Annotated in this window: 21 protein-coding genes and 5 pseudogenes; 10 read left to right on the top strand and 16 right to left on the bottom strand. The window is 39.3% G+C overall.

Translation table 11 applies throughout. The annotated features are described in order from the left end of the window. Positions 1 to 156 (top strand): annotated as a pseudogene (locus tag F890_RS17955) (IS5/IS1182 family transposase); the annotation flags it as partial. A gap of 15 nt (positions 157 to 171) precedes the next feature. Continuing rightward, positions 172 to 1,515, top strand: a pseudogene (feoB, locus tag F890_RS02845) (ferrous iron transporter B); the annotation flags it as partial. Between the two features lie 122 nt (positions 1,516 to 1,637). On the opposite strand, the gene F890_RS02840 reads toward feoB, so the two are convergent. Together F890_RS02840 and F890_RS02835 are read right to left on the bottom strand one after the other, a co-directional pair. Beyond that, complete coding sequence (locus F890_RS02840) at positions 1,638 to 2,063, bottom strand: hypothetical protein (protein ID WP_004897257.1); 426 nt, start codon at positions 2,061 to 2,063, stop codon at positions 1,638 to 1,640. 61 nt (positions 2,064 to 2,124) lie between these two features. Further along, positions 2,125 to 2,829, bottom strand: coding sequence for an IS6-like element IS1008 family transposase (locus F890_RS02835; protein ID WP_005265662.1), 705 nt, complete (start codon positions 2,827 to 2,829; stop codon positions 2,125 to 2,127). 216 nt (positions 2,830 to 3,045) lie between these two features. On the opposite strand from F890_RS02835, the gene F890_RS02830 reads away from it, so the two are divergent. After that, positions 3,046 to 3,375 (top strand): four-helix bundle copper-binding protein, encoded by a 330-nt coding sequence (locus F890_RS02830; protein ID WP_026055492.1) that lies wholly within the window; start codon positions 3,046 to 3,048, stop codon positions 3,373 to 3,375. 134 nt (positions 3,376 to 3,509) lie between these two features. Here the strand turns inward: F890_RS02830 and F890_RS02825 are convergent, their stop codons facing one another. Both F890_RS02825 and arsH read right to left on the bottom strand, forming a co-directional pair. After that, entirely contained in the window at positions 3,510 to 4,214 is a 705-nt protein-coding gene (locus F890_RS02825) for an IS6-like element IS1007 family transposase (RefSeq protein ID WP_001067793.1), read from the bottom strand. A 243-nt stretch (positions 4,215 to 4,457) separates the two neighbouring features. Then, positions 4,458 to 4,952, bottom strand: coding sequence for an arsenical resistance protein ArsH (gene arsH / locus F890_RS02820; RefSeq protein ID WP_010117055.1), 495 nt, complete (start codon positions 4,950 to 4,952; stop codon positions 4,458 to 4,460). Positions 4,953 to 4,961: 9 nt separating this feature from the next. Between arsH and F890_RS02815 the strand changes: the two are divergent. Then, positions 4,962 to 5,151: pseudogene (locus F890_RS02815) on the top strand (DDE-type integrase/transposase/recombinase); the annotation flags it as partial. A gap of 16 nt (positions 5,152 to 5,167) precedes the next feature. Here F890_RS02815 and F890_RS17945 read toward each other — a convergent pair. The 4 genes and pseudogenes from F890_RS17945 to F890_RS02800 all read right to left on the bottom strand — a co-directional run. Next, positions 5,168 to 5,365 (bottom strand): annotated as a pseudogene (locus tag F890_RS17945) (hypothetical protein); the annotation flags it as partial. 23 nt (positions 5,366 to 5,388) lie between these two features. After that, positions 5,389 to 6,309: a copper resistance protein B gene (locus F890_RS02810; RefSeq protein WP_004281863.1), complete on the bottom strand. Its 921-nt coding sequence runs from the start codon at positions 6,307 to 6,309 to the stop codon at positions 5,389 to 5,391. Then, positions 6,296 to 8,209, bottom strand: coding sequence for a copper resistance system multicopper oxidase (locus tag F890_RS02805; RefSeq protein WP_005265661.1), 1,914 nt, complete (start codon positions 8,207 to 8,209; stop codon positions 6,296 to 6,298). The genes F890_RS02810 and F890_RS02805 overlap by 14 nt, the downstream gene beginning before the upstream one ends. A gap of 89 nt (positions 8,210 to 8,298) precedes the next feature. Beyond that, positions 8,299 to 8,595 (bottom strand): hypothetical protein, encoded by a 297-nt coding sequence (locus F890_RS02800; protein WP_004281865.1) that lies wholly within the window; start codon positions 8,593 to 8,595, stop codon positions 8,299 to 8,301. 148 nt (positions 8,596 to 8,743) lie between these two features. Between F890_RS02800 and F890_RS02795 the strand changes: the two genes are divergently transcribed. Next, entirely contained in the window at positions 8,744 to 9,424 is a 681-nt protein-coding gene (locus F890_RS02795) for a heavy metal response regulator transcription factor (protein WP_004281866.1), read from the top strand. Next, a complete protein-coding gene (locus F890_RS02790; protein ID WP_004281867.1) occupies positions 9,417 to 10,817 on the top strand; it encodes a heavy metal sensor histidine kinase in 1,401 nt (466 codons plus the stop codon). Before F890_RS02795 ends, F890_RS02790 begins: the two co-directional genes overlap by 8 nt. Positions 10,818 to 10,855: 38 nt before the next feature. Here the strand turns inward: F890_RS02790 and F890_RS02785 are convergent, their stop codons facing one another. From F890_RS02785 to F890_RS02755, 7 genes are all read right to left on the bottom strand, one after another. Continuing rightward, on the bottom strand, positions 10,856 to 12,139 hold the full coding sequence (locus F890_RS02785; protein ID WP_005264340.1) for an MgtC/SapB family protein: 1,284 nt from the start codon (positions 12,137 to 12,139) through the stop codon (positions 10,856 to 10,858). Further along, positions 12,136 to 14,511, bottom strand: a complete 2,376-nt coding sequence (locus F890_RS02780; protein ID WP_005265660.1) for a heavy metal translocating P-type ATPase — start codon at positions 14,509 to 14,511, stop codon at positions 12,136 to 12,138. The genes F890_RS02785 and F890_RS02780 overlap by 4 nt, the downstream gene beginning before the upstream one ends. An 11-nt stretch (positions 14,512 to 14,522) precedes the next feature. Then, positions 14,523 to 15,173, bottom strand: a complete 651-nt coding sequence (locus tag F890_RS02775) for a methyltransferase family protein (RefSeq protein WP_004281871.1) — start codon at positions 15,171 to 15,173, stop codon at positions 14,523 to 14,525. 20 nt (positions 15,174 to 15,193) lie between these two features. Continuing rightward, positions 15,194 to 15,442, bottom strand: coding sequence for a DUF2933 domain-containing protein (locus tag F890_RS02770; RefSeq protein ID WP_004695740.1), 249 nt, complete (start codon positions 15,440 to 15,442; stop codon positions 15,194 to 15,196). 26 nt (positions 15,443 to 15,468) lie between these two features. Further along, positions 15,469 to 15,900 carry a hypothetical protein gene (locus F890_RS02765; protein ID WP_004695737.1) on the bottom strand — a complete coding sequence of 144 codons (432 nt, stop codon included), beginning with the start codon at positions 15,898 to 15,900 and terminating at the stop codon, positions 15,469 to 15,471. A 167-nt stretch (positions 15,901 to 16,067) separates the two neighbouring features. Continuing rightward, complete coding sequence (locus F890_RS02760; RefSeq protein ID WP_004645384.1) at positions 16,068 to 16,814, bottom strand: IS5-like element ISAba31 family transposase; 747 nt, start codon at positions 16,812 to 16,814, stop codon at positions 16,068 to 16,070. Between the two features lie 94 nt (positions 16,815 to 16,908). Further along, positions 16,909 to 17,151, bottom strand: a complete 243-nt coding sequence (locus tag F890_RS02755; protein ID WP_004281876.1) for a DUF2789 family protein — start codon at positions 17,149 to 17,151, stop codon at positions 16,909 to 16,911. Between the two features lie 351 nt (positions 17,152 to 17,502). Here F890_RS02755 and F890_RS02750 point away from each other — a divergent pair, with 351 nt between their 5' ends. The 4 genes from F890_RS02750 (at position 17,503) to F890_RS02735 (ending at position 22,149) form a co-directional block, all read left to right on the top strand. Next, a complete protein-coding gene (locus F890_RS02750) occupies positions 17,503 to 17,883 on the top strand; it encodes a copper resistance CopC family protein (RefSeq protein WP_004281877.1) in 381 nt (126 codons plus the stop codon). Positions 17,884 to 17,947: 64 nt separating this feature from the next. Continuing rightward, positions 17,948 to 18,829 (top strand): copper resistance D family protein, encoded by an 882-nt coding sequence (locus F890_RS02745; protein WP_005100635.1) that lies wholly within the window; start codon positions 17,948 to 17,950, stop codon positions 18,827 to 18,829. A gap of 469 nt (positions 18,830 to 19,298) precedes the next feature. Next, positions 19,299 to 19,493 (top strand): heavy-metal-associated domain-containing protein, encoded by a 195-nt coding sequence (locus tag F890_RS02740; RefSeq protein WP_004281879.1) that lies wholly within the window; start codon positions 19,299 to 19,301, stop codon positions 19,491 to 19,493. 178 nt (positions 19,494 to 19,671) lie between these two features. Beyond that, a complete protein-coding gene (locus tag F890_RS02735) occupies positions 19,672 to 22,149 on the top strand; it encodes a heavy metal translocating P-type ATPase (RefSeq protein ID WP_004281880.1) in 2,478 nt (825 codons plus the stop codon). Between the two features lie 70 nt (positions 22,150 to 22,219). Here F890_RS02735 and F890_RS18485 read toward each other — a convergent pair. Beyond that, positions 22,220 to 22,431 (bottom strand): annotated as a pseudogene (locus F890_RS18485) (IS5/IS1182 family transposase); the annotation flags it as partial.

Raw genomic sequence — 22,431 nt, 5'->3', positions numbered from 1 at the left:
AAATCAGGCATTTAGTTGAAAATATGTTTTGTAGATTAAAGCAATTTAGAGGAATAGCTACTCGATATGACAAGCTCAAAAGAAATTATCAAAGTTCTGTTGCTTTAGCCTGTATATTTTTATGGCTACCTTTATAGGGTTAATTATGAACAGTAAATGTCAACAGACCCTAATCAATTAGATCAAAAAAATCTTTTTATTACTCCTTATCATTCTGAATTAAGTCATTTTGAACAGGTCAAACAAATCACCAAACAAGTTATTTTAAATAATGACAGTGGTGATAAAAGAACCGCATTTCTAGATAAAATTTTTCTACATCCTGTATTGGGTTTAGTAATCTTAACTTTAACCATGTTTGTGATGTTCCAGGCGGTATTTATATGGGCAACGCCTTTTATTGAATTCATTGAAAATTTTGTCGCATGGCTCAGTGATTTTATTGGACCACTAATCCAACATCCTCTATTAAAAAGCTTGGTTGTGGATGGGGTAATTGCTGGTGCAGGTAGCGTGCTTGCATATATGCCTCAGATTTTGATTTTATTCTTCTTCATTTTAATGCTTGAAGAGTCAGGCTATTTACCCCGAGCAGCATTTCTTTTAGATAAATTAATGTCTAAAGCCGGGCTTAGCGGCCGTTCATTTATTCCTCTGCTATCCAGTTTTGCTTGTGCGATTCCCGGAATTATGGCAACCAGAAGTATCAGCTCTGAACGGGACCGATTAGCAACAATTATGATTGCACCCTTGATGACCTGTTCAGCAAGATTGCCAGTATATGCTTTATTGATCGCGGCATTTATTCCGAACCAATTAATCTACGGCTGGTTAAGTCTGCAAGGATTAGTCCTTTTTGGTCTTTATATGTCGGGAATAGTCTCAGCGTTATTAGTTTCAGTGTTTCTGAAATTGGTTCGAAAAGATAAAACTGAAAGTATTTTTATTTTTGAACTTCCCACATACCGAATTCCAGATATTAGAAATATTGCATTAGGCTTATATGATAGGGCAACTATTTTCTTAAAACGAGTTGGTGGCATTATCGTCGCACTGTCTATCTTGTTATGGGTGCTAGTCACGTTCCCTCAACCACCAGATAATGCAAGCATGCCGGCCATTAACTATAGTTTAGCTGGTCAGTTAGGACATTTAATTCATCCTATATTTGCGCCTATTGGGTTTACATGGGAAATATGTATTGCACTCATTCCTGCTATGGCAGCAAGGGAAGTTGTAATTGCTGCTCTTGGGGTGATTTATGCGATGTCAGGTGATGAAGATACAGTAACTCAAAGTCTGTTAAGTCAAATTTCAGGCCCGGATGGATGGGGGTTAGCCACAGGTTTATCATTATTGGTATGGTTTATTTTTGCTCCCCATTGTCTTGCTACGTTAGCAACAATTAGACGAGAAACTGGCAGCTGGAAACAGCCCATCATTATGGCAACTTATTTGTTTGCATTAGCCTACATCTTTTCATTCATCACATATCAAGTTGCGAGTAAGTTTTAATTAGCAAATGAATAAAAGAGGGGGGGAGCTAGCTCCCCCCCCCTTTATTAAATTACTCGATGTAAGCGTGGGCTTCTGAATACTTTTATCTAACTATAACAACTACTTAAATGTTTAAATCTCTAGGTTTTGAATAGTCGAGGTATCAGACGAATATAGATTGGTAAAAAGCATAGTTCAACGATAGTCTGAGTCAAGATTACAGCAGGAATTATGGGCATACTTCCCGGAATTGCAAAAGCTAATGGAAGAATAACAAATGAATTTCTATATGATGCTGAAAAGGACACAGCACTAGCAGAGCCAGATTCTAATCGAAAAATACGAGCAATTATCCAACCCACGAATGGAGCAATAATGGCAAAAGAAATATAAATTGGTAAAGCTTGAAGAGCTGCACTTTTTGCAAGCCCAATTTGAGGCATAACTGATGCTAGGACGATAAACAAAACTAGGGCTGTGGCAGGTACAGGAAATAAGTTTAGGCTTTCAGCCACTTTTTCTGCTTGTTCATTTCTATTCCCAATGAACTGAACTATAGCTGCCATTGCTAAGGGGGCACTGTTGCAAATAGAGATTTGAGTCGATGAAGTTCCTTTTTAAAAGTGCTTAGAGACCGAAAACCCTGTTGATTAGACACACTTCACCTTGAGGCTGACCATAATAAAATGACGATGCTTGTCCTTTACGTAGTGCACGCATGACTTCAATACCTTTGATTGTGGCATAAGCCGTCTTCATAGATTTGAATCCTAATGTGGCCCTGATGATCCGCTTTAACTTACCATGATCACATTCAATGACATTATTTTTATACTTAATCTGCCTGTGCTCAATATCTACTGGACATTTTCCTTCTCGCTTTAACCGTGATAAAGCATGGCCATAGGTCGCTGCTTTATCTGTATTGATGACCCGTGGAATTTTCCATTTTTTCACCGTATTGAAGATTTTTCCTAAAAAACAATAGGCTGATTTACTGTTCCGTCTAGCGGAAAGGTAAAAGTCAATCGTATGACCACGTTGATCAACTGCACGATACAGGTAAGTCCATCGCCCCTTCACTTTGATATAAGTCTCATCCATATGCCATGAATGTAAATCTGTAGGATTACGCCAATACCAGCGTAACCGTTTTTCCATTTCTGGAGCATAACGCTGAACCCAACGATAAATTGTACTGTGATCCACATTTATGCCTCGTTCAGCGAGCATTTCTTGAAGTTCACGATAGCTGATGCCATATTTACAATACCAACGAACAGCCCAAAGAATGATTTCACCTTGAAAGTGCCGACCATGGAAGGGATTCATCTGCTGTATCTCGAAATAAATAAGATATTTAGCTTATCATGTCAGCCTATTTGCAACAGTGCCTGAATACATGAGCAGCTAAATCACTCAAAGCCAGCATCTAAAACCATTTAACAAAATCTATGACTATTTTACTTTCCCTTACCTAATCGTCCTAGTGTATATCTTTTTTTTTGATTAGCTTATTCCTAAATCAAGTGACTTTAGGTAAGTATGATGAACGATATCCAATTTTCAGATTGCGCAAAGGCATGTATGAGCTGTTACCTTACCTGTGCCAGTTGTGCAAATGCCTGTCTAAAAGAAGAAAATCTGGAGATGATGCGAGAATGTATTCAGCGTTGTCTAGATTGTGCAGATATTTGTCAGCTCTGTGCTCGTATGCAGCAAAATGAATCTCCTTTTATGAAAGAAATTTGTGAGCTTTGTGCCAAGGCTTGTGAATACTGTGCAGATGAATGTAGCCAACATGAGCATCAACACTGCCAGCAATGTGCTGATGCTTGCCGTGAATGTGCCGTCGAATGTCGAAAAATGGTTGTCTGATAAATAAAAGAATTAGTTGAGTTTAGGATTTACTCAATGAATAGCCAACGTGTTAGTTGTTAGTGGGTCAAACCACTAACAACGGCACTGTTGCAAATAGGGATCTGAGTCGATGATTTTCCCTTCAAAAAAGCTTAGAGACCGAAAACTCTATTTACTAGCCAAACTTCTCCTAGAATATTACCGTTATAAAATAATGAAGCTTGTCCTTTGCGTAGAGCACGCATAACCTCAATTCCTTTAATTGTGGCATAAGCCGTTTTCATAGACTTGAATCCCAACGTAGCCTTGATGATCCGTTTGAGCTTGCCATGATCACATTCAATCACGTTATTCTTGTATTTAATCTGTCGATGGTCCAGGTCTTCAGGACACTTTCCTTCCTGTTTTAGTCGCGACAAAGCACGGCCATAGGTATGAGCCTTATCAGTGTTTATGACTCGTGGAATCTGCCATTTTTTGACATGATTCAAAATTTTACCAAGAAAACAATAAGCTGAATGGGTATTTCGTCTAGCAGAAAGATAGAAATCAAGAGTATGGCCACGTTGGTCAACTGCACGGTATAGATATGCCCATTTGCCATTCACTTTTACGTAAGTTTCATCCAGATGCCATAAATGTCGATCTGTAGGATTACGCCAATACCAACGTAAACGTTTTTCCATTTCTGGAGCATAACGCTGAACCCAGCGATAAATTGTGGTGTGATCAACATTCACTCCACGTTCAGCGAGCATTTCCTGAAGTTCACGATAGCTGATGCCATATTTACAATACCAACGAACAGCCCAAAGAATGATTTCACCTTGAAAGTGCCGACCGTGGAAGGGATTCATCTGCTGTATCTCGAAATAAATAAGATATTTAGCTTATCATGTCAGCCTATTTGCAACAGTGCCGTTTCTGGTTCAAAGCCTTCACCTTTTCCTTATTTATCTCTGACTTCTTTAATGTAAAAACCCAATCATGAAGACTGGGTTTTTACAATATTCATTGTACCTTTAACAGCACTTCATCGGTACAGCATAAAAGTGTTACTGACCTGGCAATGAGGCGCAGTATTTAATACCATCCAGCATTTATAAACTGCGCTGATTTACACGCTTGGACAACTCTTCAGCCGATTCCTTGCGTTCAGAATAACGATCAGTCAGGTATTTGCTTTGACCACGAGTCAGTAGAGTGAACTTAAATAACTCTTCCATGACATCCACAATCCGGTCATAGAAAGCTGAAGGCTTCATTCGTCCATCTTCTTCAAATTCCAAGAAAGCTTTCGGAATTGAAGACTGATTTGGAATGGTGATCATCCGCATCCACCGCCCCAAAATACGCATCTGGTTCAGGCTGTTAAATGACTGTGATCCACCACTGACTTGCATCAAGGCAAGGGTTTTACCTTGGGTAGCACGGATTGCTCCTCCTGCAAGTGGAATCCAGTCTATTTGTGATTTAAAAATGGAACTCATAGAACCATGACGTTCAGGTGAACACCAGACCATACCTTCAGACCATGCAAGAAGCTCATGCAGTTCTTTTACTTTTGGATGCTCAGTATCCGCATCTTCTGGCAAAGGAAGGCCCCACAAGTGATAGATACAGATAAAGCACACATATGGAGGTGCTTTGTCACGGTTAAAATGGGAAAGAAAATGTCCACCAGATCTTGAGCACAGGCAGGTTAAGTATAAAAATAACGTGATCGAATGTAATCATGGCAAGCTAAAGCGGATCATTAGGGCCACTTTAGGATTCAAATCGATGAAGACGGCTATGCCACATGCATCTATTCAGATGGCATTAAACACCGATGATGTACAGACGAAGTAGTAGCAGCCGATCCTACTAAAAGAATAGCAAACGATAAAAACAGCGATAAGCATGTTTTTAACCACTGCATAAAAATAGACCAAAAATTAAGCTTTTTTAGTTTTACAGATTCGAAAATAAATAGTAATAATTCATGAATAGTAGCCGAAGCTACCATTCATGAATCCAAATCATACTATTTTAAAAAACTAATTCGATGCCTGCACCATATTTCCATCCCTTTTCAGACTCTGTTGCCTCTTGCATAGAAGTGGCTTTCTGTCCTTTTTCATATTGGTAAGCAACATCAATGAAAGGTTTAATTCGCTTAGTAATCTCATATCGGGTTTTGATACCAGTTTTTAGTTCTGATAAACCTGATTTTGCAGCATAGTTAGAATCATCGCTAAATATTACATCTGCTTCGATATAAGGTTGAGTAATAAGTTTCTGAGTTAAAAGCAAATCACGTTCTAATTCAAAACTTGCTCCCCAAAAATTATTCTCACCGCCATAAAGATATGCTTGTGTTTCAAAGAAATAAGGAGCTAGACCTAATATACCAATAACCCCATCCACTCGATCGCTGCTGCTATTATTTTTATTTTCACTATATCTTACCCCAGCTTGTACATCCCAAAATGGGGCTACGTTACGGCTATAAAGTGCTGATACAGCATATTTTGGATCATTACTTTCTGACTTTTCCGAATTGGCTTCAATAAATAGACGATTTTCATCTGTTCCAATTAAAGTTTCAAACTTTGTTCCTAGGTTGCCCTTACCGTCTTCATCAACCATCCATTCATTTTCAAATTTTGTCGTTTGATAAATTTGTCCACCATGTTCTTTAAGATGATTGTCATGAGGTGAGTTAGAGTTCTCAAGCGCAATCTGGACACTCTTATCCCCCATATCCGCATTTTCCATTGAATAATATTCTGGATAACGCTCTTGAAGGGAATACTTTAATCCTCCAGATTCCTGTAAAAGAATTTTCATATTTTTTGTAATATTACTGTCTTGTACAGGAGTTTCATTTTTAGCGAACGTTAGATTTGATAATCCAAATAGCGCAATCATCAAAGTTGTTTTTGAAAACAAATTATTAGTGATGTGCATGTGGATTTACTCCCTTCTCATTTACTTGGGACTGAGGAACAGTCTTTGTAGAATTACCATCTTCCACTTGAGCTACAATGAGTTTATTCATCATTCCTGCACTCATATGGTAAAGCAGGTGACAATGAATAGCCCACTCACCTAACTCATCAGCTGTGAGTAGAGTGGTTATCGTTTTCCCAGGTGGAACAATTACCGTATGTTTGTTTGGCATATTGCTTGGATCCTGACCATTCTCAAGCTGCATAAACATGCCATGTAAGTGCATTGGGTGAGCCATCATACTGTCATTGACAAATTTTAAGCGAATACGTTCACCATACTTCACCACTAGTGGGTCGGCTTCATTAAATTTTTTACCATTTATTGTCCAAATATAACGCTCCATGTTTCCACCAAGACGGATCTCTATTTCACGTTCAGCTGCACGAGTGTCTTTTTGAGGATCTAACGATTGCAAATCACTATATTGCAATGCTTTATTACCTTCAGGTGTTGAAGCATTTGCCCATCCAAATACGGTATTATCATTCTTGTCTGAAGCCGCCTTAACAGTAGCGCTATTCATCGGCATATCATGATCCATACCTTTCATAGAAGACATATCATGATCCATACCTTTCATAGAAGACATATCGTGATTCATGCCTTTCATAGAAGACATATCATGATCCATACCTTTCATAGAAGACATATCGTGATTCATGCCTTTCATAGAAGACATATCATGATTCATATCTTTCATTGAAGACATATCATGATCCATACCTTTCATAGAAGACATATCGTGATTCATGCCTTTCATAGAAGACATATCATGATTCATTCCCATATCTTCCATAGTCAATAAAGAACGAGGACGAGGCTTAGGCATCTCAATTTGTTTTACAGGTGAGGTATTTTCATCATGTAAGGTTCCAACCGAAAATCCAGTACGATCAATAGATTCAGCTTCGATTTGATAATGGGCTTGTTTCGGTTCAACAATGACATCATAAGTTTCAGCAGTACCTATACGGAACTCATCTACAGGAACAGGTTTTACAGGTTGACCATCGGCACTTACCACTGTCATTTTTAAATTTGGAATTCGTACATCAAAAAATGACATTGCAGAAGCATTAATAAATCGAAGGCGAACTTTTTCTCCAGCTTTAAAATTACCGGTCCAGTTTTGCTGAGGTGTTTTGCCATTCATTAAAAATGTATAGCCTGTGACATCAGACATATCTGTTTTCAACATCCGCATCTGATTCCACATAGAGCGGTCTTGCCAAGTTGCCTTTAATCCATCACGTTTAACTTGTTTCATGACATCAAATACCGTTTCTCGACGGTTCTGATAGTAATCTGCTTCTTTTTTAAGATTCTTTGTGATTTGATCACTTGTTGAATTATGAAAATCAGAAAGCAAAACCACATAATCTCTATCAGTTTTTTCAGATGATGTTAAGGGGGTTTTATTTTTCGGATAAATAACTAAAGCACCATATAGGCCGTCTTGCTCTTGCCCTTTACTATGGGAGTGATACCAATAAGTACCATTTTGACGAACCTTGAATTTATATTCATACGTTTTATTAGGGGCGATGCCTTCGAACTGGTTGAACCCTGGTACACCATCCATGATTCCGGGTAATATCAATCCATGCCAATGAATTGAAGAGTCCTGATTTTTTAGCTTATTATGAACACGAATAACGGCATCATCTCCCTCTTCAAATTCAAGAAGAGGGGCAACGAATTTACCATTAACGGTAATTCTCTTTAGCGGTTTTCCTGTAATATTTACAGTCTGTTCCGCGATCGTTAAATCATATTCTTTAACTGCCGCCATTACCCAAGTTGATGAAAATAAACCAACTCCAATTAAGAGTATATGACTTAACTTATTTGACATTCTATCTCACCTTTAGAAAGGTCAAGATTGAAGTAATAAAGCAAATATTTAGTATAAACTTTAATACTTCTTTCTCGCTATTTATAAAATTATTTATTGCTACTAGGCATATTCATCTTTGAATGATCCATTTTAGAATGGTCCATATTCATCATAGAATGATCCATTTTTGACATGTCAGATGAGTTAGGAGACTGATGTTGACTATGATCTTGCTGAGTCTTGTCATCTTTTTCCATTTTACAAGGTTTTGTACAAGGTTCCTGTGCTTTTACCGTTTTAGTGGCACTTGAGGTTGATACATCTTTTGCCCAAGATTGAGTACCAGCAATTAAAGTTCCAGCACACATTAAAATTGTTAGACTACGACGCACTACAGTTTTCATAAGTTTCTCTAAAAGTTAATTTCTTGCTACTACAATAAAGTGAAGCACTGAACATCTAAGTGACTTGAAAATGACATTTTTGTAATCTATCTCGATCAGATGTTTTATAACGTTATTATAGTTTTAATGAATAACTTAGGATTCTGAGATGAGAATACTATTAGTTGAAGATGAACAAAAAACTGGTGATTATCTCAAGCAAGGTTTATCCGAAGCTGGCTATATTACGGACTGGGTTACAGATGGGTTAACGGGTAAACATCAAGCTCTTTCTGAAGAGTATGACTTAATTATTTTAGACGTGATGTTACCTGGACTAAATGGTTGGAATATTATCAATGATATTCGTAGCAGCGGTAAAACAATGCCCATTCTTTTTCTTACCGCCCGAGATCAAATCGAAGATCGAGTAAAAGGATTAGAGCTAGGCGCTGATGATTATTTAGTTAAGCCTTTTGCTTTTGCAGAGCTTCTAGCTCGAATAAAAACGCTCCTTAGACGAGGGCAACAAAGAGAAGATAGTAATATTATTAAGATTGCTGATTTAGAACTTGATTTGAGAAAACGTCGGGTAACGCGAGCGGGTCAACGCATTGATCTGACGGCAAAAGAATTCGCGCTTATGGAACTTTTTATGCGTAGACGAGGTGAAATTTTACCAAGAGCGCTGATTGCTTCTCAAATTTGGGATATGAATTTTGATAGTGATACGAATGTCGTTGAAGTCGCTATTAAACGATTAAGAAGTAAAGTTGACAGTAACTTTACTCCCAAATTAATTCAGAATATTCGAGGAATGGGGTATGTACTAGAGGTAGAGGATGAATAATAATTTATTCAGAGCGATCAGTTTCCGGATCGGTATCATTTTCTCATTATCTACTATTTTCATTCTAATTATTATGGGTTTGTTCATAAATAAATTAGTAATGCATCATTTTGAAACTCAAGACCGTACCCAATTAGAAGGTAAAATCCAGCTTATTCAGAATCTTCTCCAACAGCATCCTAAAAATTCTCCAGAACTTAATCTTTATTTAAGAGATGCGTTAGTTGGACACCATGATCTTATGGTCCAAATAGAACGACCGACAGGTAAAGTTTTATTTAGTTCAGCATCCTCAATCATTAATACTCAAAATTTAATCAAGTCAGCAAATAATTCATGGATTAAATGGCAAGTTCAAAATAAGACCTATCGTGGCATGATCTACACTACAGGTATAAATAGAAATTCTGAAATACAATCTGTACGAATTATTGTTGGGATCGATACATCAGAACATCTACATTTTCTAAAAGATTTTAAGCGTCAACTTTTGTATATTGGTTTGGCTGGTACAATTTGTTTAATGTTTTTAGGTTGGTTTGCAACCTGGAGAGGTTTAAGACCAGTGCAAAAAATGGCTAAGGTCGCAGAAGGAATTTCTGCTCAACATCTTTCAGAACGTTTAGAAGTTGAGCATACACCAACCGAACTAAAATCATTGGCAATCGCCTTCAATGCTATGCTGGACAGACTAGAGTCAGCTTTAGAAAAACTTTCCGATTTTTCATCTGATTTAGCACATGAAATTAGAACACCGATTAATAATTTAATGACCCAAACTCAAGTATGTCTCGCCCGTAACCGAGATATTGGTACTTATCAAGAAATACTATTTTCTAATTTAGAAGAATTTGAACGTTTGGCTCGAATGGTGTCCGATATGCTTTTCTTGGCAAAAGCAGAACATGGCTTAAATTTACAGAACTTACAGAATATTGACCTCATTAAAGAAGTTACCGCTTTATTTGATTTCTATGACGCTCTAGCTGCCGAAAAAAATATGACACTTCAACAAACAGGATCTGGCAATGTAAAAGGTGATCCTGCTATGTTACGTCGCGCACTCAGCAACCTATTGTCTAATGCAGTTAAATATGGAAACAAGAATTCTACAATACAGATAAAACTTCAACAGAATTTAGATAACACAATATTTTCAATTGAAAATGAAGGCCCTGAACTCTCTCCTGAACAACTATCCAGATTATTTGATCGTTTTTATCGAACAGATGCGTCTAGACAAAGAACAGAAGAAGGAACCGGCTTAGGGCTTGCCATAACAAAATCTATTCTTGATATGCTTGGGGCGACCATCCAGGCTGAATCCCTCAATGGTCGAATCATTTTTACCATTGTTTTTCAAAGTGAATCCATGCAAGGGGAATCATTTTAACTCATTTTTTGAACATCTTCCATTTACCCGAGTTGACCTTACATAAAGCTCAAACTGAGAGCCAGAGCTACGCCAGCACCTATCATGGCAATTGTGTAGCCAAATATGATAGCTCGGCCAAACTGTGCCCCCCCTGTCATCCATGCAATTGTCGCTTTGCTTAACATGTTGCTCAGTGTGGCCAGCCCTAGCGCGACAGCAGCCACATTTGTTGTTAAGCCTTCAGTACTATGCAGGCGGGCAAGTGAGACTAAAATAGCATCTACGTCTGCTAGCCCAGAAATAGTCGATAATACGAAGATGCCGCTGGTGCCCAACCATTGTTTTGCTGCCGGGACCAAGACTGCCATGACAGCCAGGAAAGCAGCGAAGCTGAATGCTGTCCCAAGATCAAAAGGAGCCATTGCTTCTATTGTTCGATCGTTGTTTTCAGCGCTGGTAATTTGGCGTTGTCTCCACAATGCCATACCCAGCAGAAGGATTCCCGCAATCATCATTGCACCACCAAAAGTGCTTAGCAATGCTGGCTCAATGACGCCTATCAGCACAACCATACGAAAAAACATGATGCCACAGGCAGCCAATGTTCCAGAAATAGCAGCACTGACCATGACGGGGTGCTGGCGTGTATAGCGTGCCAGTGCGACAGTTGCAGCTGTAGAAGATGCCAAACCACCCAATAGACCTGTCCAGAATATGCCTCTTTCTGAACCGGTAAGCCGCATGGCAAAATGACCTGCCAGAGAGAGTCCGGCAATCAGGATCACTGCCCACCATAACTGGTAAGGATTTAATGCAGCAAAAGGTCCCATACCCGTATTGGGTAAGTAAGGTAATATAACGACAGAAAGTACCAGTAACTGCAGGGATGCGGTTAATTCACGATGTTCGATCAAGCGTAACCAACCATGTAAGGTTGGCTTGAGATCCAAAAATACAGCCACGATGACAGCCGCGGTTAATGCTAAAGTAACATTACCATGGGATGCATATGCACCTAAAACTAATGTCAACAGCATCGCGATCGTCGTGGTAGCGCTTAAATTACCGGAAATTTTTGCGGTACGCGCGTAGGATACCGTAAGTAAAAGGGAAAGCCCTAATACGGCTGCGACTAGTGGCCAAGGCCCAAAGTTTGGCTGTAAATGACCGAGCACTCCTCCGAGTAATCCTGTCAATGTGAAGGTACGTAGGCCTGCTACTCGGCTGCCTTCTGGCAGTTCACGATCATTCCATCCTCGTTCTAAACCAATGAGCAGGCCGATGGCAAGTGCTGCAATCAGGCCTGATACATCTGGTGGAAGAAAAAGACTCTCTATCATAGCTTTTTATGTCGCAGGCGAAGGGCATTGGTGATCACTGAAGCGGAGCTAAAACTCATGGCCAAGGCCGCAATCATGGGTGACAACAACCAACCGGTAAATGGGTAGAGTACGCCAGCTGCTATTGGGATACCCAAGGCATTATAAAGGAAAGCAAACATGAGGTTCTGTTTCATGTTGCCAACAGTAGCTTCCGAAAGTGAACGGGCAGCCGCGATACCGCGTAAATCTCCCTTGACCAAGGTAACTTGAGCACTATTCATTGCGACATCAGTTCCGGTCCCCATAGCGATACCGACATCAGCTTTAGCCAAGGCTGGTGCATCATTGATGCCATCGCCGGCCATTGCCACGATGCGACCTTGCTTCTGCAATTTGCTGACAAGTTCGAGTTTATCTGCGGGTTTAACTTCACCATGTACCTCATCAATACCCAGACGTGATGCGACTGAACGGGCAGTGGTGAGACCATCTCCTGTTGCCATCACGATACGTAGTCCAGCTTCCTTCAGGGTGGCAAGTGCTTCAGGGGTACTTTTTTTGATGGGATCGGATACTGCAAGCAGGCCGGCCAATTCACCATTGATGGCTAGATGCATCACACTTGCACCTTCTGAACGCAGCTCTTCGGCTTGCGGAATCAGAGATTGTACCGAGATACCTAATTGCTCCATCAGTGCTGTGTTGCCCAAAGCTAACTGACGATCGCCCACTTGACCTCGAACACCAATCCCTGAGCCTGATTCAAAATTATCTGGTGTTTCAAGAGGCAGGCCACGTTCGTGTGCTGCGTTTACAATCGCTTCGGCTAGCGGGTGTTCACTGCCTTGATCAAGACTGGCGGCTAAACGTAATACTTCAGATTCATCGAAACCTGATGCGGCAACCACACGATCGAATACAGGGCGTCCTTCAGTTAACGTACCTGTTTTATCGATGATTAGTGTGTCAATCTTGCGTAGATTCTCAATGGCTGCTGCATCGCGGAACAACACACCATGAGTAGCACCTTGACCCGTTGCAACCATGATAGACATTGGAGTTGCCAAGCCTAGTGCACAAGGACAGGCAATAATGAGTACTGCCACAGCATTGATTAATGCATAAACCCAGCTCGACTCTTCTGGGCCGAACAGTCCCCATCCAAAGAAGGTAAGCAAGGCAATGGCTACTACAGCCATGACAAACCAACCTGCAACCTGATCAGCCATGCGTTGCATTGGTGCTCTCGATCGTTGAGCTTGCGCCACCATCTGTACGATCTGGGATAACATGGTACTTGAACCAATTTTCTCTGAACGCATGATTAGGGAACCATTGGTATTCAGGGTAGCACCAATGACTTTATCACCGATGCGTTTAGTGATAGGTAAAGGTTCACCTGTCAGCATCGATTCATCCACTGAACTACTTCCTTCAGTGATTACACCATCCACAGGCACTTTTTCACCTGGGCGAATTCTGAGTAAATCTCCTACATGGACATGCGTTAGAGGAACATCTTCTTCAGTTCCATCAGGCAGGATTCGGCGAGCTGTTTTAGGAGCGAGCCCAAGGAGTGACTTAATTGCAGCAGAAGTTTGCGAACGTGCTTTTAACTCCAATATTTGTCCCAGTAGGGTCAATGAAATGATGACCGCTGAAGCTTCAAAGTAAACAGCGACACGACCCATGGAAATAAATGAGTCTGGGAAGATTTGCGGTGCAATGGTTGCGACCACACTATAAATAAATGCAGCTCCAGTGCCCAAACCAATCAGCGTCCACATGTTCGGGCTGCGATTCACAACCGATTGCCAACCCCGGGAAAAAAATGGCCAACCTGCCCAAAGTACAATTGGGAGTGACAACACCAGTTCAATCCAGCTCTGAACAGCCATATTGAACAGGTTCATTTGATGACCAAACATCGCCAAAAAAGTCACGATGATGGTCAATGGCAGTGTCCACCAGAAGCGTCGGCGGAAATCACGTAACTCCGGATTCTCATCTTCCTCTAATTCAGGAATGAGTGGCTCCAGTGTCATTCCGCATTTAGGACAGTTTCCAGGATGATCTTGCCTGATTTCTGGATGCATTGGGCATGTATAGATGGTCGTACCTGTTGTGCTTGCCGCATTAACGTGTTGAACAGTCTGATGATGCTGTGTATGTGCATCGGCAGTCGTCGTTGCGGGTTTAGCGATATATTGCACCGGGCTGCTATGAAACTTTGATTGACATTTATCACTGCAAAAAAAGTAAGTTTTCCCCTTAAATTCCTCATGGTATTTCGATTCTTCAGTGACGGTCATACCACAGACTGGGTCTTTCAGTACGTCTGTTGTAGCCTGTGCCATATGGTCCTGGTTATGATTTTTTTGATCTGACATAAATAATTCTCTTATGGTAAAGTGGTTTTATGGCCGAATTTTGGAATAAATCTCGGAGTCTGTTGAGCATAGCTGTCATAGACAGCGCCAAACTGTTTACTCATTTCAGCCTCTTCCTTAATTGCCAAGCGGCTGTACATTAAGAGTAGGATTGGAAACATAATCAGTGTCAGTAAAGTTGGCCATTGCAATAAAAAACCCAGCAAGATCATCACAAAAGCCACGTATTGTGGGTGACGTATACGTGCATAAGGGCCTGTGATCGCTAAAGAATGCTGACGTTGCGCGTTGTACAGCACGTGCCATGACGTTGATAACAGGTAAAATCCATAGCCCAAGAAAACGTAACTGGCGATATGCAAAATGCCAAAATGTGGATCACCTTTTTCACCTAATAGCGTTGACCACAAGTGACCTGCATTATGAGAAAGTAAGTCAAGTTGAGGGAAGCGAGTTTGAAGCCAACCAGATAACAGGTAAATGGTTAAAGGAAAACCATACATTTCGACAAATAGAGCAATGATAAAAGCCGAAAAGGCCCCAAATGTACGCCAATCGCGCGCAGTGGAAGGTCTAAAAAAACTGAAAGCGAACATGATAAAAACTGCTGAGTTAATGATAACCAGCGTCCATAAACCATAAGCCGATTCCGCATGATTCATGATGGATCTCCTGATAAGAGCTATTTTTTGTTATCAGATATATCGGATTTTTTTTGCTGCGAGTGGTTATGCCCATGACCACCATGCATAAAAATATGCATCAGTGGACACGCTAAAAGGAATAAATAAGGCAAAGCACCGATAACGTGGGCTAAATGTTCCGTTAATAGAAAATAAGCTGCGATACCACCCAGCACGATTAGACCAATGGCATAACGTGTAGACCAAAAGTTAGGTACTGAATTATTTTCTTGGTGTTGGTGATTCATGGTGCTTTCCCCTAATTCATGGGTAACTATTTAGTTGCTGACGGAGGCATACAGTCCATCATCATCTGCATCATGGATTGCATCATGTCCATACGTTTTTCCATCATCTGCTGACGGTCAGCCATATTTGCATTCATGCTTTGGCTGCCCATCTGTTTCATCATACTCATACCTCCTTGCATGAGTTTCATGTGCTCAGCCATAAGTTTCTGACGTTCTTGTGGGGTTTTTGCAGCCATCATCTTCTCATGCATGGCTTGCATCGCCTTCATGTGTTGATCCATTGCAGCCATTTTATCTGTAGCAGTGGTGCTGGTAACTGTTTGCTTAATTGTTACTGCAGATGGTGCTGTTTTTTCAGGGTGGTGATCTTTGTGTTCATCGGATTGCTGTGCAAATGTATTCAATGACGCGGCTGCGATACATAAGCCCAAAAAAATGTTTTTGAATTTCATCATAATTTTTTCCTTTAAATAATTTGGAAGTAAAAGCTATGTTTTAGTACTGAACAGAGTCTAGGAATTTGACTACTAAACTGATGAAATTTTTGGTTATTCTCTGTCTCTCTTAAAAATTTTAGCACTATTAATTAGGGTCTGTTGACATTTACTGTTCATAATTAACCCTATAAAGGTAGCCATAAAAATATACAGGCTAAAGCAACAGAACTTTGATAATTTCTTTTGAGCTTGTCATATCGAGTAGCTATTCCTCTAAATTGCTTTAATCTACAAAACATATTTTCAACTAAATGCCTGATTTTATATAAATACCAGTCCATATGGTCATTGTTCGATTGGCTATTTGTTTTCTTTGGTATATTCGCTTTAGTCCCTGTTTTCCTGATCTGTTCACGCAGTGGTTCTGAATCATAGCCTTTATCTGCACATACCACTTTTGTCTCTTTTAAATCTAATGTTGATATTAAATCAGGTGCAACTTTAACATCATGTGTGGTTCCATCGGTAATCATGAAATCAATAGGATTGCCATGTGCATCAACAATCAAATGTATTTTTGAGGAGTTTCCTCCTACACTTTTAGAAATAGATTGATTCGCTATGCCGGCAGAATGTTGATGAGCACGTACATGAGAGCCATCAATAAAAATCCACTCCATATCGGGGCATGATGCTAATAATTTGAATAATCTAAGTAACTTACCGCTGCTTGACCAACGATTAAAACGTTTGAAAATAGAGTTGGAATGACCAAAACAACAAGGAATATCTCGCCACGGACAGCCTGTTCTAATTCTATAGAGAATAGCTTCAATAAAATTGCGTAAATTTGAGTTGTGGTGAATGGATAAATTACGCAGAATAACTTTCAACTTTTGCCAGTGTTGATCTGTCAGCATGGTACGAGGCATAGCGAATAGTAAAATTGTGTTTGGCGATTTGATTTTACTACTTCGCTATTTTTTTAAGCTAAAAGTGTCAACACACCCTAATACTAACGGAAAATTATTTTACTGAATTTTCATGTAAAGACTCATTTAATTGATCAATCACTGTCGTCCATTCACCATCAGAGTGTAGTTTTTCTTCTAAAAAATGACGTTGAGCATCAGTCCAAAAAATTGCTTGTGTTAAAAAAACATCTCCAGCTAGCTGATGGCTCTCTATGAATTTTGCAATTGCTTCTTCAGTAGAAGCTAAACCAAGCTGTTCAAATAATTTGGTCATTCTTGGACGTGTTTGAGTCATGTGCTTAGCCCACAAATTTATATTAGATCAAATTAAACATAACATGTTTATATTTAAACTAAAATATAAAAAATTAAATAGCTACTATTTTCTTAGTCAAAATGATTACTACATTTCATAAATCAACCACCTACATAATTTGTTTGTTAAATGATCATTATTTTTCAATAAGATTATTTTAATAGTTAAAGATTTTAAATTTTAAAAATGACAAAAATGTAATTTTGAAGTCATCGCTCTGTTTCTGTCTCTCACTAATAATTGAAATATAAGAGGAGATGATGTGGTCTCATTAAATATAGATTTTATAAAGTCATCTCTAATGAACTAACGAATCAAGAGGAAACGTAAATGAAATTATTTCAAAATAAAATGACTGCTCTACGTAATGTTGTAGTAGCTGCAACGATGATTGTGGCTACTACAACTACGTTCGCTCATGTGAGTTTAGTGAGTGCGATTCCTGCGGAAAATGCATCTATCCTTAGTCAACCAAAGAACTTGACCCTTAACTTTGGTGCAGAGGTTATGTTGATGAATATTAAGTTACTGGATGCTCAGCGAAGAGATGTTCCTTTAAAATATGAAGTTACTCATGACTTAAAGAAATCCTTTGATGTCGCTCTTCCGAAACTGAAAAAAGGTAAATATACCGTTGTCTGGACAACAATGGGGAAAGATGGTCACAACATGAATGGTGAATATAGTTTCACTATCAAATCAACTAAATAAGAATTGATTACCTTTCAACATGTCAGTGAGGTGCTGGCATGTTGTTCTAGAATGGACAAAAATAATGATTTCTGAATATTGGATGTGGGCCACTTGGTTAACTAAGGTTATTTTATATTTAAGTGTAGCTTTTGTCGTTGGTGGAGCCTTTTGCTATTTTTTACTTAGACAATATCTTGAACTAAAAGAATCGATTCTTAAATATATTACAATTGGCGCTGGATTAGGCCTAATTTCCAGTACCTTGGGATTTTTTATTCTGATTGGTAGTTTTGCCAATACTGGTATTACAGGTATGGTGGACCCCACGTATATTAATATATTGGTTAATACTCCGACGGGGTATATATACGTTCTTCGTTCTATTAGTTTTGCTCTTTTACTTCTTCTCATGGTGGTTAAACTTAACAGGAACAAAGGTCAGTTTTCTATAATTGAAAGTTCAATATTTTGTATTTTACTTATCCCGATTATTTTTAGTTTTTCCCAGCTCGGACATGTCGCTAATTTAACCTTACTTGCTCAAATTTTATTATCAATCCATATTCTAGTTATGTCGTTATGGATGGGGTCTTTATATCCGTTATGGAAAACCAGCCGGGAAATAAGTGGTTTACCTTTAAAAGATCGCATGCATGTATTTGGACGTATTGCTGCTTTCATTGTTGGGATATTAATCGCCTGTGGCGCTAGTGTAGCTCTTCTTTTAATTAAAGATTTTAATACCTTAATCAATACTGCATATGGCTATGGTTTCATGGTTAAAATGTTTTTTGTTATAAGTATTCTACTTTTAGCTGCCTTCAACAAATGGTATTTCACCCCGCGTCTTCAACATCCTAAATTCGCTAAACACCTTAGTCATGCCATTTTATTTGAGATGTTATTAGGTCTATCAATTCTATTAACAACAGGCTATATAACCACTGTCGTGGGTATTGAATAAGAGAATTTCAAAATAAGGGAATTGAGGAAATTTAACATTACTGCATTTATCTTTTGTAGCTGAGCAATAAAGTTTCTACTGGACTGTCAACTTACGACAATCAGAACAGTAAAATCGCATCATGAGGCATTATACATAAAGGTAGTCACCGGTTTTTAGCTTATCTTCAACCCATAACGGTCTCATCTATTCAGTTCACTACCATTGATTGAAATAACTAATCTTATAAATTTCAGAGTGATCGTAGATGACAGAAATGTCATTTTAAAGTCACGTTAATGTTGGTTAAGTACTTTTAGTGTAGTCATTAGAACACTCTTCTTTGGAATACTCTGAAGAAAACTGTAAGGTTGTAAACAGACCAAGTTACAGCGAGTCACTGATTCAGAAAAAGGCTGGTTGTATGGTGAAAGTTTAGAGTTACTGTTCTAATGTTTTAAACAAATGTTTTGTTAAAAAGGAGCAACATATGAAATTTCACATCGCTAATATGACTTGTGGTGGTTGTGCACGCGGCATTACTACCGCAATTAAAGAGCTCGACTCGAATGCCTCACTCGATATTGATTTACAAAACCGTATTGTTGAAATCAACACAACGGTGAGTCAGGATCAAGTCATTGCCACTCTCAGTGAGCGTGGATTTACAGCTGATCCTGCTTAATCTCTGTTAGAGTAACAGTGGGAATTCCTTACCACTTTTACTCTCTCTTATTTTCCTCATCGTACAGATAAAACCTGTACTTGCTTGAAATAAAAGTAATCCCTGAATTCCCCCTAATCTTGGTTCGAGCTGATCTTCGCATATAGAACTCAGCATATCTAAATGATAGAGATCGTATATGAGTACCGAAATGACTGATACGCCACACTACAGTGAAACATTAGAGATTGAGGGGATGACATGTGCTTCTTGTGTAGGCCGTGTGGAAAAAGCTTTAAAATCTGTTGAGGGTGTTGAATCGGCTCATGTAAATCTGGCTACCGAAAAAGCAGTCATTTATGCGCATCAACCACTTGATCGCGCTACTTTAATTAAAGCCGTAGAAAAAGCAGGCTACGAAGTGGAAGCGCTGCAACCAATAGAGCTTACGATTGAGGGTATGTCATGTGCTTCTTGTGTAGGTCGAGTAGAAAAGGCCTTAAAATCTGTTGAGGGTGTGGAATCAGCTCATGTAAATCTGGCTACTGAAAAAGCGACTATTCAGGCAAGCTCATCTGTCACTCGTGACTCGTTAATTCAGGCTGTCACCAAAGCAGGGTTTGAAGCAAAGTCAGTTCATCAAACTACGGAAAGCTTTCAAGATAAAAAAAATATTGAATTAGAAAAACTTAAAAAAGATTTAATTTTGTCAGTCTTATTGACTCTACCCGTTTTTATTTTAGAAATGGGATCACACCTGATTCCCGCCTTTCATACGTTTATGATGGATAACATTGGCCAACAAAATAGCTGGTTAATGCAATTTTTCTTGACCACAGTAGCATTAATTTTTCCAGGCCGACGCTTCTTTAAAAAGGGCATCCCAAGTTTATTCCGCTTAGCACCAGACATGAATTCCTTGGTGGCTGTAGGAACATTGGCTGCTTATCTTTATTCAGTGGTTGCTACTTTCTTTCCAAGTGTCCTGCCACAAGGCACGGTCAATGTTTATTATGAAGCTGCAGCGGTTATTATCACTTTAATTCTATTAGGTAGATTTTTTGAAGCCAAGGCAAAAGGCCGAACGTCTTTAGCAATTCAACATCTAGTTGGAATGCAGCCTAAAGTTGCCAGAATACAGCTCAATAATCAGGTGATAGAAGTTCCGATTGCCGAAGTTCAAACAGGAACGATTGTAGAGATTAGACCAGGCGAGCGTATCCCTGTCGATGGTGAAGTTATTCACGGCCAAAGTTTTATTGATGAATCCATGATTACTGGCGAGCCTATGCCCGTTGAAAAAACGATAGGCTCTACTGTGGTAGGAGGAACAATTAACCAAAGTGGCAGCTTAAATATCAAAGCCACCTCTGTTGGTAGTTCATCAGTGCTTTCTCAAATCATCCGAATGGTTGAACAGGCACAGGGTTCCAAGCTGCCTATTCAGGCATTGGTTGATAAAATTACCATGTGGTTTGTACCTGTAGTAATGGGTCTCTCTCTTTTAACTTTTATTACTTGGTTTATCTTCGGCCCTGAGCCAGCCCTAACGTTTAGCTTAGTTAATGCAGTTGCGGTACTCATTATTGCATGTCCTTGTGCAATGGGACTTGCAACGCCTACATCAATCATGGTGGGAACTGGGCGTGGTGCTGAAATGGGTGTTTTATTCCGTAAAGGGGAAGCTTTGCAGCTGCTCAAAGAAACTAAAGTGGTTGCTGTTGATAAAACAGGGACCCTGACTGAAGGGAAACCAATTTTAACCGATCTGCATGTCTTAGAAGGGTTTGAATACAATGCCGTACTTTCACTTATGGCAGCCGTTGAATCAAAGTCTGAGCATCCTATTGCTCGAGCAATTGTACAAGCCGCTATAGATAAGGAATTAATTCTGTCTCCTGTTGCTGATTTCAAGTCAGTCACGGGCTATGGAATAGAAGCAACGGTGTCTGAACATTTGGTTCATATTGGTGCAGATCGATATATGGAAAAACTAGGTTTGAATCCTAATGTTTTTTCTCAATTTTCGGATCGTTTGGGAGAAGAAGGAAAAACCCCTCTCTATGTTGCGATTGACCAGAAACTTGCTGCCATTATTGCTGTAGCAGATCCAATTAAAGAATCAACATTTGCTGCAATTGAAGCGTTACATCAGTTAGGTTTAAAGGTTGCCATGATTACAGGTGATAACCGTCATACAGCTCAAGCGATTGCAAAAAAACTAGGTATTGATGAGGTTATTGCAGAAGTCTTACCAGAAGGTAAAATAGAGGCCGTTAAAAAATTAAAAAATCAATATGGTAAACTCGCATATGTTGGAGATGGCATTAATGATGCCCCTGCACTTGCAGAAGCAGATATTGGTTTAGCAATAGGTACAGGTACAGACGTAGCTATTGAAGCTGCTGATGTGGTTTTGATGTCTGGCAACCTGAAAGGAGTGCCAAATGCTATCGCTTTAAGCAAAGCGACTATAACCAATATTCGTGAAAATTTATTTTGGGCATTTGTTTACAATGCAGCTCTGATTCCTATTGCAGCAGGTGTACTTTATCCGCAATTTGGACTGCTACTTTCTCCTGTATTTGCTGCTGGTGCAATGGCTCTCTCGTCAATATTTGTACTAGGAAATGCTTTACGATTAAAACGTTTTAAAGCCCCCCTTGCAATTATTTAACCATTTTTTATATACATTGGCTTTGTTGCACAAAGATTTGAAATGCAAAGCGCCCCTAATTGAGCCAAATTTAAGGCGTAACTTGGGTAAGTGGTCGACCTAATTCCGTAAATCTGTTGAGGACTGCCACACGTGCATGGATCTCATTGACTTGGCTATCAAAACTCCTTGCACTGAGTTTATCTCCTAATAATTTGATGCAATGCATCTTAGTTTCAACCAAACTTCGCCGATGATAGCCTGACCATTTTTTCCATAGTGTCCTGCCTAAACGTTTAATTG

The sequence above is a fragment of the Acinetobacter sp. CIP 64.7 genome (genome assembly GCF_000369745.1).
GTDB classification, from domain to species: domain Bacteria; phylum Pseudomonadota; class Gammaproteobacteria; order Pseudomonadales; family Moraxellaceae; genus Acinetobacter; species Acinetobacter fasciculus.
Note: the sequence above shows the minus strand (reverse complement) of the source record. Positions and strands in the feature narration are given on the sequence as shown.